The organism is Cohnella sp. CFH 77786 (genome assembly GCF_019400745.1).
Taxonomy (GTDB): domain Bacteria; phylum Bacillota; class Bacilli; order Paenibacillales; family Paenibacillaceae; genus Cohnella.
Genome location: NZ_WJIB01000022.1, coordinates 67,526 through 79,749 on the forward strand (window position 1 = coordinate 67,526; position 12,224 = coordinate 79,749).

The following is a 12,224-nucleotide window of genomic DNA, read 5'->3' on the forward strand; positions in this document are numbered from 1 at the left end:
TTGATGTCTCCCTTCTATTATAAGTACAAGCGCTCACGGGTGAGCGGGCTTAGCTTGCGCGCCTGTTCGCGGACTCTGTCCTCCGGATAGTAAACATGGTACTTGCCCCGCTGGAGGCCGGCGATCGAACGGATGATTTCGGATTTCGCAGAAATTTCCGTCAGCCCTCCCTTGTCGTCCAGCAGCAAGATCGGGGGCTTGTCTTCGCCACCCTGCTTCGTTTCGGGCTTGTACACGTCGTACGGCAAATCGGTGGGCGTATCCACTTCCAGGTAATAGTCCGGATCGAGTCCGATCCGCCGCCATTCGTCCCGCAGTTCCGCCAACCATGATTCATCGCGGGATGCCATGGGTATGTATTTATACAGATCCCGATTCAGAAACCGGCGGCACAGATCCGACAAAATCGGATCTTGTTCGTGCTTCCACTGTCCGAAAGCGGTTTGGACCATGGCCTCGTCAAGCTCGAGGTATTCGCGGACCGTAAGGGTGCCGTCGAACAGGCTTCGGAGCGGCGGAAGCAGGAAGCCGAACTTGTAGCCGGAATCGTGAAGCGCGCGGGCCCGCTTGAAGATCGAACGCAGCACGATCTCGGAGCTTCGGGTGACGGGATGGAAGTAGACCTGCCAATACATCTGGTAGCGGGACATCAAATACGCTTCGACCGCGTGCATCCCGCTTTCTTTGACGACGATGTTGCCTTTGTACGGACGGAGAACGCGCAAAATCCGGCCGAGATCGAACGCCCCGTAATGCACGCCCGTAAAATAGGAATCCCTCAGCAAATAATCCATGCGGTCGGCGTCCATTTGGCTGGACACGAGGCTGACCACGATCGGTCTCTCGTACGTCTTGCAAATCACGGATGAAATCCGCTCCGGCAGCCCCTCTTGCGCTTCCCGAAGCACCCTGTTCACCTCGGTGTCCCCCAGAATGATGTCGCACGTCCATTTTTCGTGGTCCGTTCCGAACACCTGTTCCAAGGAATGGGAGAACGGCCCGTGGCCGACGTCGTGAAGCAGCGCCGCGCACAGGCTGACCAGCCGCTCTTCCTGAGGCCATTCGACGAAGCCGTTGCGTTCGAATTGCGAAATGATCTTTCTCGTGATCTCGTACACGCCCAGTGAATGCGAAAAACGGCTGTGCTCGGCGCCATGGAAGGTCAAATACGAGGTGCCGAGCTGCCTGATGCGGCGAAGCCGCTGGAATTCCGGCGTGTTGATCAGCTTCCATACGGTCGGATCCTGCACGAAAACGGAATGATGCACGGGATCCTTAAATACCTTTTCCTCTTCCAATTCCCGACTCACGATTCGACACCTCGCTCCGGCGATGATTCGACAATAATGTCGAAATTTGTCGTACATAATCGGATTGTAGTTTGAGTCGCTGCAAGATGTGTCATTTCCGTGAATTCCCCTTCGTGACGGCCTTTATGGCGGGAAATTGGTTGAATTTACCGACGGATTCTCCTTAAATTTGGTTGACTTATTTGGGAATCGTTGGTACGATAGAAATCGGAAAAAAGAGAACTTTGTCGAATGCTGGCGAGGAATAGCCAAGTAACGGCAAGTTATACTCGGTACTTATTTTAACCTGAATAGAGGGGGATTTCCAAATGATGAAATCAACGGGGATTGTGCGGAAGGTCGACGAGCTGGGCCGTGTGGTCATTCCCATCGAACTGCGCCGCACGCTCGGAATCGGGGAGAAGGACGCTCTGGAGATTTACGTGGACGGCGAGCGCATCATGCTGAAGAAATACGAGCCCGCCTGCATCTTCTGCGGCAACGCGGAGAACGTCACGTACTTCAAAGGCAAAATCGTTTGCAGAGAATGTTTGAAGGATTTGCCTTCCCCTGTGACAAATTAAAGAATATGCGTTATAATAGAAATCACACACCCGCTAATTGTTAATTCTAACCTTTTTATATCTCCTTGCGTCCTCCCGGTCGATGCTGACGGGGGGATCTTTTTTTTGGCTATGAACACATCACTAGGTAATGGAGGATGAGGGGGAAATCAGACGGAAAAGCCGGCATTAATTTGTTCCGATGGGGTGCGAGAGCGCAAATCGATTGAAAAGCTCCCACTAAAATCGCTTCTGAGACGGGTATTCGGGTGTTGAGCCTTGATTAATGGGAGCTTTTCCGTCTAAATCATAGCAAAAGGGCGGTTGGGTGAAGTTTAGTGGGACATTTTCAGACTGTTGAATCCTAGAAGCGGCTCTCTGCCTTGCTATGGCTCGTGCAAATGGTTCAAACGGGAGTGGTCGGGCTCTCCATAAGCAACGAGGGTCTGGAACTAAGATTCTTACCCCTCGAGCAGCGATTGGTACACATCTCTCCGGGACAAGCCCCGGTCACGCGCGGCGAGCTTCATCGCTTCCTTGCGGTTGCCGGTCTGGGCTGCGTACCGCTCAACGTGTTCCGCCAGCGTAAGCTGCGCCCACCAAGCCCCCGCTTCTCCCGCCGATTCCGCCGTTTTCCGGCCCGATCCCGTTTTTTCCGGTCCCGCTCCTTCGATCACCAGGCAGCATTCGCCGATCGGCGGAACCTGCTCCGCATGCGCCAGGCACGCCCGCACGGTTCCGCGCACCGCTTCCTCGTGCCGCTTCGTCAGCTCCCGGATGACGGCCATGCGCCGGTCGCCCCATCTTTCGGCCAGCAGGGCAAGCGTTTTGCGCACGCGATAGGGAGACTCGTACAGGATCAGCGTGCCCGGTTCGGCTTCAAGGGTGTCCAGCATGCGTTCCATGCCCTTCCGGTCTCGCGGCGGGAAGCCGGCGAACAGAAAACGGTCGGTCGGAAGCCCGGAAATGATCAAGGCGGACAAAGCCGCGTTCGCTCCCGGCACAGGAACGACAGGAATGCCGCGGGTGGCGGCTTCCGTAGCCAGCTGCGCCCCAGGATCCGAGATCGCGGGAATTCCGGCGTCGCTGACGAGCGCGATATTCCGGCCTTCCTCCAGCATTTTGATCAACTCCGGTCCGCTCGCTTCCCGGTTATGCTCATGATAGCTGACGAGACGGTTTTGGATTTCGAAATGAGTGAGCAGCTTGCGGGTTTGACGCGTATCTTCGGCCGCGATCAAATCGGCATCGCGGAGCGTACGGATCGCCCGGAACGTCATGTCCTCCAGATTGCCGATCGGCGTCGCCACCAGGTACAGCGTGCCGGGCTTCTCGCGGGAAGCGAAGCTGCGCTGCACTTGGGCTTCTTCCGGATGGCGTTCCGAATCTCTCTCCAGCTCCGTTTTATCGCTCACGATAATGCCTCCTCATCCGATTTCCGCACGTCCGTCAGTTCCGTTTTTCTTCCATAGAATACATCAAGAAGCTCTCCCGTATAAGCGCCGCCTTCCCCGTAGACGATGAGCGGGGGCAGAAGCCGCGCCTCCGGCCTGCCGTCCTTCGCAGCCTCCACCAGCACCATGTTCGCCTCGCCCGACAGCCGCGGATGCACGAACCGGATCCGCTTGGGCTCCAGCCTGTGCTTGCGCATCGATGCCAGAATGTCGGCCAGCCGGGCCGGCCGGTGCACCATCGAGACGCGCCCTCCTTTACGCAAGGCGCGCGAACAGGCGGCCGTCACGTCGTCAAGCGTGCAGCCGATCTCATGCCGAGCCATCGCGAGATGCGGATTGTCCTTCAGCTCCCCGGTGCCTACGGGCATATAAGGCGGATTCACGGTGACCGCGTCGTACGTCCCGATCAACGCGGAATCCTCCGGCCATTCCCGGAGATCGGACTCCAAGATCCGGATCCGATCGCCGAGGCCGTTGAGCTCCACGCTGCGCTTGGCCATATCCGCGAGCCTCGGCTGGATTTCCACGCCTTCGATGGCCGCCTCGGTCCGGGTAGACAACAGAATCGGGATGACGCCGTTGCCCGTACAGAAGTCGAGCACCTTCCCTCTCGGCGGCACGCCGGCGAACCGGGCCAGCAGAACCGCGTCCATAGAGAAGCTGAACACTTCAGGGCTCTGGATGATCTTGAGCTCCTGCGTAAGCAAATGGTCAAGCCGCTCGCCGGGCGCGAGCCGCACATCGGATTCGGTCATGGGGAAGCGAACTCCTTTATCGGTTGAAAACCCTTGTATCAAGTGCTCGCCCCTTAGCTTACTCGACTTCTCTCCATGATGCAATGACGAGACACTCGCCGGCAACCTTCGCACATACCTCAATACATTATCCTGTCAACAAAAAAAGCCTTTCCCGGAGGAAAGGCGGTTCTCGGTCGAGATTCCGATCGATTATTTGCTCAGGAAAGAAAGACAGAACAGGCAGTCGCCCTCCATGCGGAGATGTCCGTAATACACGTTGCAGATATGAAACCCTTCATGATACAAACGGGCCAAATTGTCGTACCCTTCCCCCACCGTTACTGCCGGCTTGTTCTTCCTTTCGGCGGCCGGTTCTTCCGCCGATTCCTTCGCCGCGGCCGGGTCCGTCTCCCGCTTCAGCACCTTGCGGAGCTGCTGGTTCTCAATCCGGAGCCGCTGGTTCTCTTCGAGCAATTCCTTGATCTTGAGCTTGAGCGCTCCGAAGTCGGCATGAACGGTGCCAATGTGCGACTCCAGCTCATCCATCCGCAGAAAAATATCCTTCATGTACGGCTATCCACCTCAAGCATCAGGTTGTGGGTTCCCGGTCATTTGAGGACGACATCGTCGAAAGGCAATTCCTTGACCTTGCCGAGTTCGAACAGATGGACGTGGACCGTCCGGGTGCCGACGTTCAGGCCGACGACCTTGCCTTCTCCCATGGAGGTGACTACTTGGCGGCCGACCGCCGGGAGCTCTTCTTTAGCGCTTTCGTAATTGTCGTGCTCGAATTTCAGGCAGCACATCAGGCGGCCGCACAGCCCCGATATTTTCGTAGGGTTCAGCGACAGGTTCTGGTCTTTGGCCATCTTGATGGAGACCGGTTCGAAGTCGCCGAGCCACGAGGAACAGCAGAGCACGCGCCCGCATGGACCGATTCCGCCGAGCATCTTGGCTTCGTCGCGTACGCCGATTTGCCGCAACTCGATGCGGGTCCGGAATACGCCGGCCAAATCCTTGACCAGCTCCCGGAAATCGACGCGCCCTTCAGCCGTGAAGTAAAAGATGATTTTGTTCCGGTCAAACGTGTATTCCACGTCTACGAGCTTCATCTTCAGCCCGTGATCCCTAATCTTCTGCAAACCGATCGTAAACGCGTTCTTGGCCGCGCCGCGATTCTCTTCCACCGCCCGGGCGTCGACTTCGCCGGCCACGCGGATCACTTTCTTGAGCGGAAGCACGACATCCGATTCGCCGACCGTCTTCGGGCCGACGACGACTTTGCCGTATTCCACTCCGCGCGCCGTTTCTACGATAACATGCTGATCTCGGGTCACCGGATGCTCGGCGGGGTCGAAATAATAGATTTTGCCCGCTTTCTTGAAGCGGACGCCGACTACATCGTACAAAATCTACCCCTCCCGCACGTTCACCAGAAATTGCTCCAACGCGAGCTGGGGCGGCACATGGGCCTTGATGCGCCTCGCCGCCGTCAGCGCCGCTTCCATAGCCCCGGCCCAAGCTTCGATACTCCGGCTCCAAGCGTGTTTCGCGATCCATTCCGCTTGGTCGGCGAATACCATCCGCGATTGGCGGCCGGTCATGGCGTAAATCATATCTCTATACCATAAGGCGAATAATTGCAGCAGCGTGTCAACATGTTCCGAGAGATCCGTCTTGAAAATCTGCTGTTGCGAGAGCAGCAAACTGCCAGGGAACCGGGACGGATTCTCCCTGCCTAATTGTATCACTACGTTTCGGATTTCTGCAAACCAATTCTCTTCCGCAAGTCCGCGCGCCGCGGCCAATCCGGGGGCCAGATGGACGGCTGCCCTGGCCAGCAGCTGGGGTTTGCCCTCCGCTATCAATTTCTCTTCCATCGCTTCCCGGTCGCCCGGCACGAACGGAACGAGCTGCGTTCTCGACAATAGGGTGGGAAGAACCGCCTTGGCGGCGGGCGCGATCAGAATCGCGACGACCGGGGACGGCGGTTCTTCCAGAAATTTCAGCAGGCTGTTGCCGGCCTGGAGGGTCATCGTTTCGGCCGCCTCGATGATATAGACCTTATATCCTGCTCCGGCGCTTCGGTAGGACAACTCCCGCTGCAGCTCCCGGATCTGCTCGATCTTGACGCTTGCCCCATCGGGCGAGATCACATGCAAGTCGGGATGGTTGCCGTGACTCACTTTGCGGCAGGACAAGCATTCCCCGCACGAATCGTCGCCGCCCCGTTCGCAGAACAGCGCCCCGGCGAACGCCAGCGCCGTTTCATGCCGTCCCGATCCGGCGGGTCCCGCGAACAGATAAGCGTGGGCAATCCTTCCGGAACGGAGCGCGTGCTGCAGCAGGGATTTGGCCCTGTCTTGCCCGGCAATATCGCGAAAACCCATCGCTGCACCTCACCGCGCTGCCAATCCGCATGCTAGGCGTTACCCGGATCGGCAGCTTTTAAAATACCAAATTGATCAACATGCCGCGGATCTCCCCCACTTTGCTGAGCAGATCGATGCGGCCCTCTTCGGACTGGAGCAGCTCCTCGCCCATGCTGACGAGCATGGCGTCGACTTCCTCCAGCAGCTTGTATCGTTTCCCTCTCCCCCGGCGGTCCCAGCCCTTCGTATCCTTCAGGCCGATCCCCCGGCGGACCGTATCTTCCAAGAAGCTTTTGACCATCTGGCGATACAGGACGAGCTCCCGCACCGTCATCGAGCGGGTGAGCCGGTCTCCTTGGAGACGGATATCCTCCAGCTTGCGCTGCAGCTCTTCCTGGGTTCTTCCTTCTTCCTGCTGCTGCATGAGATCCGCAAAATTGTTGGACGGGGCCGGCCGGTTCGCCGTTTCCCCTCTCTGCAGCGTTTTGTTCATCGGATACAAGCCCGGCTGGATTTTCAAAGCCGCTCACCGCCCGGTTGTCGTCGTATTAGAAATGTTCGAACCGTTCGACCGGAAGCACGAACACGGCGGCGCCGCCCACTTGCACTTCGACCGGGAACGGAATATACGAATCGGCCGCTCCGCTGACGGGGGACACCGGCGTCACGAGCTGATCCCGGACCTTGCAGTTGGCGCGGATGACATCGAGCGCGTGCTGCACCCGGTCGTCCTCGATCCCGATCAGGAACGTCGTATTCCCGGCACGCAGAAACCCGCCGGTACTGGCCAGCTTGGTCGCGCGGAAACCTTCCTTGATGAGCGCGTTCGACAGACGGTTGCTGTCCTTGTCCTGAATAACCGCAATCAGCAATTTCATCGGTTAGGCCCTCCTTCAGACGAAGTGATGGTCGATCTTTCTTTAAAATTGGACATCCATCCCGGAAATTCCTCTTTTCAAAGGCCCGGGAGCCTCTTCGACAAATACCGCCAAGCTTCTTCCGCCAGCTCCTCCGGACTCGCCGAAGCGTCGAGCGTGACGAATCGTTCCGGAAACATCCCCGCCACGATCCGGTATCCTTCCCTGACCTTCCGGTGGAACTCCAAACTCTCCAAGTCCAGCCGATCCACCTTGCTCCGGCCGCCCGACTCCAGCCGCGCCAATCCGATTTCCGGATCCAGGTCGAGAAACAAGGTCAGATCGGGCATTCGGCTCTCCGTCGCGAATCGGTTGATATTCCATACCGACTCGATGCCGAGTCCTCGGGCATGGCCTTGGTAAGCCAGACTGCTGTCCACGAACCGGTCGCAAATGACGGCAGCCCCGCGTTCCAGCGCCGGAACCACTTTTTCGGCCAAATGCTGCCGCCTCGCTGCCGCATACAGAAGCGCTTCCGTCCAAGGGTCCATGCTCGTATGATCAACATGCAAAATGATTTCGCGAATCGCTTCGGCAATCGGGATGCCGCCCGGCTCGCGGGTCGTCGTCACTTCTCTGCCGGTAGCGGCCAATCGAGCCGACAATTCCCGAATCAACGTGGACTTGCCCGCTCCTTCTCCGCCTTCCAGCGTAATGAACCAACCGCTTGCCACTCTAGCTGCTCCTTTCGGCCAATCCCTCTGAAACCCCTCTGCGCGAGAGTCCGCGAACGATGCCATAGACGGCCGCCGCCCCCGCGCTTACCACCATCATATCAAAGCAGACGTTAAACATAAACAAATGCTTGCCGAGATCTGCCTCGCCGTCTCCCAGAATCGGCACGACCGCGGAGAACAACCCCGCCAATCCAACGGCTGCCATCGACTCGAGGCCCAGCCGCACGCGATGGGAAGAGGAACGAAGCCAATATGCGATCAGTCCAGCGAAGTAGAGAACATAGAATCCGACAAACCAGCCCAGCGAGCGCGGCATACGGTGCACTTTCCATTCGCTCCAGACGCTGAAGAAATGGGATAACGCCCCGCGCGGTTTGCCTTCGGACTTCACGTAATTGCCCAGGTAATAAGGACGGACGAACACCGCGTTCTCCGCCGCCTTCTCCAGCTTCTGAACGAAACGGCCGGGATGCCGGAAATAATAAGCCGCAATATCTTTATGACCCAGCTTTCGCAGCACCTCGCGGTCCAGCACCGGATCGTTCTGGGGGATCGCGGTCCCTTTTTGAAAATAGTTCGTTCCCGCTAGCACGGCGTATTTGTCCGGTATGCCCAGCTCCTTCATATCCCGCGCCACGTCGGGAGAATCTTTGAGCACGCCGTAGAAAATGGATTGGTACAGATTGATTTGCTTCAGACCGCTGGGAGCCGCGACGATCATCAGCACCGAGCTGGCGAGCAGAACGGCGATGCCCGTCAGCACCTGGCGATGCCAGCGTCGGTCTTCCCGCAGCGGCAACATCCGCCAGGCGAGCAGCGCGAAGGCGAATCCGAGCGGCGCGTTCTGAATTTTCGAGGTGACGACCGCGAAAGCCGCGATGACGAACAAGGCCAGCAAACGTCCGCCGGGCTTGTCCTGCGAAGCCATCGCGAAAGCGGAAGCGGTCGCCAGCAGCATGCCGAGCAAAGCATACGGCTCGCCGAAGAACGATTGGAAATAGGCCAAGTAACCGACGTCGCCGAAGACGAAGAGCAGCATGATGCCTGCAAGGACCGACACCGCCGCGGTGGCGGCTTTGCGTCCAGGGATGGCCGGGAGGTATCGGATAAATAAATAAACGGCGGTGGCGAACAATAGCGTATATACGGCTCCGAACCAGCGGATATCGAATACTTGGCCATTGAAGATCCGGGCGATCCAGCCGATGACCGCAAGGAGCAGGATTTGCGTCGTCACGTACGCCGAACCCCAATTGCTCTTGTAGCCGTAATGCTCATGTGCATACGCGAAATACCGGTCGGCGTAGGTTTCTTGCGTATCGAGATACCGGAAACCCGCAATTCTCATGAGACGGCTGAAATCGCCGTTGTCGGCCACGCCGATGAACGGAGGCGTCATGAGCACCCAGACGGCCAGCCCGATGCCCGACAGAGCGGCGATCAAAGCGAAATATAATCGGATGTCGTATTTGCGAAAAAACCTCATCCCGTTCTTCCTCCATTTACCATTGTTGGGAGATTACCCGGATAGATTTCAATGCCGGGTCCTCCGCTCCCTGGATGCTTGCGCCCTGCCTTCTCCATTGAAGCAGCCTGTCCCTGATGCCCTCGGTGACGATCTCTCCCGGATACAGCTCGGGAATGCCCGGCGGGTAAGGCACGACCCATTCCCCCGCGATTCTTCCGGCGCATTCCTGCAGCGGCACCCGCTCGGTAGCGGGCAAGACACGATGTATGATGACGGGCTCCGGAATGTCCGGTTCCGTATCGGTTTCCGATTCTGCCAGGTTGTACTTGGCGGCTCCATCTTCCGCCATCACGTCTTTTGGAGCCGCATGACGAGTGGAAACCGCATCGGATATTTCATTTAGAGCACGGACAAGCCTGTCCGCGTCCTCCTTGCGGGACCCGACGCCAAACGCCAATACGACGTGCCGGGAGTCGGCCATCTCTGGGATGCAGCCCCGTGCCGCCAGCTCGTCCCGAAGCCGGAATCCGTCCATCTTTCGCTCGGAATCGAATAGGACCAGTTTCAAGGGATCCTGAGAGTCTTCTCCGCCCCGTCCCATTTCCCGAAACGGAGTCTGCGGCAGGAGTTTCCGCACGCCCCGTACGGCTTGGAGCGCGGGTTCAAATGAGGATGTTCCCTCGACATGCAGCTGCCGGCGGGCCAGATCGAGGGAAGCGAGAAGCGGAAACGACGGGCTGGAGCTTTGCACCATTCTGAGCGCCTGCCGGACCGCTTCCCGGTTCACGAGCGTTCCTTGCATATGGAGCATGGCGCCCATCGTCATGGCGCTCAGCATTTTGTGGGCGGATTGGACCGCGATATCCGCTCCCGCTTGCAAAGCCGATCGAGGAAAGTCGGGATGCAAGCCGAAATGGGGACCATGCGCTTCGTCCACCAGCAGCGGCTTGCCGGCGGCATGGCAAATGTCTGCGATGGGCTTTAGATTGGCGGCCATGCCGTAGTAATTGGGCGAGCACACGACGACGCCTCTGGCTTCGGGATAACGGTCCAGAGCTTCCCGTATCCGGTATGCCGCAGGCATGACCGCCAAACCCGAGGCCGGTTCGATGTCCGGCTGCAGCAGAACGGCTCGAACGCCCGCCAGCATCAATCCGTGGAACACGGACCGATGGGAGTTGCGCTGCACGATGAGCAGGTCTCCGGGAGCGGTCGTCCCGAGAATCATGGCCAGGTTACCCGCCGTGCTTCCACCGACGAGGAAGCGCGTTTCTTCGGCGCCGAAGCAATCGGCCGCGAGCCGCTGCGCTTCCGCGATCGGTCCGCCAGGATGGTGGAGGTCGTCCGTATCCGCCAATTCCGTGACATCGAGTTCAAGCAAGGACCGATATCGGCCGTCAGCATCCTTATCGTCCCATATCGCCCGTTGTTTATGACCGGGAACGTGAAACGAAGCTGCTCTTAATCCGGCATGGTTCGCAAGCATCTCATAGATCGGCGCTCTATCTACCTTCACTCGGGCGTCTCCTCTTCGTCTATTCGTTTCTCCATTTTAGCAAGAGCCCGTCCAATCGCCAAACGCCGCATCAAACAAAAACGCCAGAACCCAAGGTTCTGACGTTCTTGTCATCCCGATTCAAACATGGAATCGGACCCATATTTGCCGAAGCTGGCGTACGAAAAACGGATATTTCTCGTCCTTGACATCCGTGCGGACCATCTCGGACTCGCATGACAGACAGATAAATTCCGTTACGACGGTAATGCCTTCTTCCTTGAGCTGGCCGCATACGATGCAGGTTTTCGGTTCCGTGGTTTGCATGCCCATCCCCTGCTTTCTTTCGCTTTGTCGTCAGTATGCCCGAATTCTATGAAAATATACACGCTTTCATAGGCTGAATCATAATATTCGCGCCTGTATCCGCCGATAGTATCTTCAGAAGCTTGCATTTACGCCTTGGGAGTGTTGAAATGAAAACGCCCGTTGCCGCTAGCGATCCGACCTACTACCATTATAAGCTCGTTCGCAAAATATTGCTCCGACCGGAGAGCAAATACAGTTATTTGACTACCGCCCTTTTGGGGAGCGCCGTCATCGTCGTCGTTCACGGCTGGGCCGGATTGCTCGCCGTCCCCTTTTCCCTGGGCATCATGCTTCTCATCCACGCGGTCGTGCTGAAATTGACGGTGAGGAGGGTCGACGAACCTTGGGAAAAACGGTTCGCTTTCCGCCGCGACTGGCCCTGGATCGGACCGCTCCCCGTCATGGACACGAATCTCGGCCTGTTCAGACGGCTGCACTTCCATTTGTTTCTCGTCGGGTGCTGCGTTTCCCTTCTCTCTTATCCTTGGTCCGGATCCGCGTGGATCGTCGCCCTGTTCTTCTGGCATCTGTGGCTGTTGTCTCCACGGCTTCGGCTGCTGTGGCGCATGCGCAAGGAGAAAGCCGACGGTGTGATCCGATTGGCCTCTCGGGAAGTCAGCTACTATCATCGTTAAGAAAGGGGCCGCTAATCCTTGCGGATTTTCCACGGTACGCAACACGAAAAAGGAGCCGCAAATGCGGCTCCTTCCTCTTGTGCTCTGGTCGTCGACTATCGACTGCTCGGGCAAACATCCGGCCTGGCGGCGTCCTACTCTCCCAGGACCCTGCGGTCCAAGTACCATCGGCGCTGGAGGGCTTAACGGTCGTGTTCGGGATGGGTACGCGTGGAACCCCTCCGCCATTGCCACCAGATCGGATCTCG

At 57.9% G+C, this 12,224-nt stretch carries 14 protein-coding genes and 1 rRNA gene; 2 read left to right on the plus strand and 13 right to left on the minus strand.

From position 1 onward, the window contains the following. Window positions 1–17 precede the first annotated feature (17 nt). Window positions 18–1,310 carry an HD domain-containing protein gene (locus GE107_RS23950; protein ID WP_219643943.1) on the minus strand — a complete coding sequence of 431 codons (1,293 nt, stop codon included), beginning with the start codon at window positions 1,308–1,310 and terminating at the stop codon, window positions 18–20. A gap of 308 nt (window positions 1,311–1,618) precedes the next feature. Between GE107_RS23950 and GE107_RS23955 the strand changes: the two genes are divergently transcribed. After that, a complete protein-coding gene (locus GE107_RS23955; protein ID WP_027086730.1) occupies window positions 1,619–1,873 on the plus strand; it encodes an AbrB/MazE/SpoVT family DNA-binding domain-containing protein in 255 nt (84 codons plus the stop codon). A 440-nt stretch (window positions 1,874–2,313) separates the two neighbouring features. On the opposite strand, the gene rsmI is transcribed toward GE107_RS23955, so the two are convergent. The 11 genes from rsmI to GE107_RS24010 form a co-directional block, all read right to left on the minus strand. Next, window positions 2,314–3,267, minus strand: a complete 954-nt coding sequence (rsmI, locus tag GE107_RS23960) for a 16S rRNA (cytidine(1402)-2'-O)-methyltransferase (RefSeq protein WP_370636516.1) — start codon at window positions 3,265–3,267, stop codon at window positions 2,314–2,316. Continuing rightward, the gene (locus GE107_RS23965) at window positions 3,264–4,061 is read right to left on the minus strand and encodes a tRNA1(Val) (adenine(37)-N6)-methyltransferase (RefSeq protein ID WP_219643944.1); all 798 of its coding nucleotides are present in this window, start codon (window positions 4,059–4,061) and stop codon (window positions 3,264–3,266) included. The genes rsmI and GE107_RS23965 overlap by 4 nt, the downstream gene beginning before the upstream one ends. Window positions 4,062–4,253: 192 nt before the next feature. Continuing rightward, entirely contained in the window at window positions 4,254–4,610 is a 357-nt protein-coding gene (gene yabA / locus GE107_RS23970; protein ID WP_219643946.1) for a DNA replication initiation control protein YabA, read from the minus strand. Between the two features lie 41 nt (window positions 4,611–4,651). Beyond that, a complete protein-coding gene (locus GE107_RS23975; protein WP_219643948.1) occupies window positions 4,652–5,452 on the minus strand; it encodes a PSP1 domain-containing protein in 801 nt (266 codons plus the stop codon). 3 nt (window positions 5,453–5,455) lie between these two features. Next, a complete protein-coding gene (holB, locus tag GE107_RS23980; RefSeq protein WP_219643950.1) occupies window positions 5,456–6,433 on the minus strand; it encodes a DNA polymerase III subunit delta' in 978 nt (325 codons plus the stop codon). 58 nt (window positions 6,434–6,491) lie between these two features. Further along, a complete protein-coding gene (locus GE107_RS23985; protein WP_255570821.1) occupies window positions 6,492–6,935 on the minus strand; it encodes a YaaR family protein in 444 nt (147 codons plus the stop codon). A 28-nt stretch (window positions 6,936–6,963) separates the two neighbouring features. Next, window positions 6,964–7,293 (minus strand): cyclic-di-AMP receptor, encoded by a 330-nt coding sequence (locus GE107_RS23990; protein WP_219643952.1) that lies wholly within the window; start codon window positions 7,291–7,293, stop codon window positions 6,964–6,966. Window positions 7,294–7,370: 77 nt separating this feature from the next. Further along, window positions 7,371–8,006 (minus strand): dTMP kinase, encoded by a 636-nt coding sequence (gene tmk, locus GE107_RS23995; protein ID WP_370636517.1) that lies wholly within the window; start codon window positions 8,004–8,006, stop codon window positions 7,371–7,373. 1 nt (window position 8,007) lies between these two features. Further along, window positions 8,008–9,495, minus strand: coding sequence for a glycan biosynthesis hexose transferase WsfD (wsfD, locus tag GE107_RS24000; RefSeq protein WP_219643957.1), 1,488 nt, complete (start codon window positions 9,493–9,495; stop codon window positions 8,008–8,010). 16 nt (window positions 9,496–9,511) lie between these two features. Then, window positions 9,512–10,993 carry an aminotransferase class I/II-fold pyridoxal phosphate-dependent enzyme gene (locus GE107_RS24005; RefSeq protein ID WP_370636518.1) on the minus strand — a complete coding sequence of 494 codons (1,482 nt, stop codon included), beginning with the start codon at window positions 10,991–10,993 and terminating at the stop codon, window positions 9,512–9,514. A gap of 120 nt (window positions 10,994–11,113) precedes the next feature. After that, complete coding sequence (locus tag GE107_RS24010; RefSeq protein WP_219643959.1) at window positions 11,114–11,299, minus strand: sigma factor G inhibitor Gin; 186 nt, start codon at window positions 11,297–11,299, stop codon at window positions 11,114–11,116. A 149-nt stretch (window positions 11,300–11,448) separates the two neighbouring features. Between GE107_RS24010 and GE107_RS24015 the strand changes: the two genes are divergently transcribed. Beyond that, window positions 11,449–11,976, plus strand: coding sequence for a transposase (locus GE107_RS24015; RefSeq protein WP_219643961.1), 528 nt, complete (start codon window positions 11,449–11,451; stop codon window positions 11,974–11,976). A 121-nt stretch (window positions 11,977–12,097) separates the two neighbouring features. Here the strand turns inward: GE107_RS24015 and rrf are convergent. After that, window positions 12,098–12,214: ribosomal RNA gene (rrf, locus tag GE107_RS24020) — 5S ribosomal RNA — on the minus strand. Window positions 12,215–12,224 lie beyond the last annotated feature (10 nt).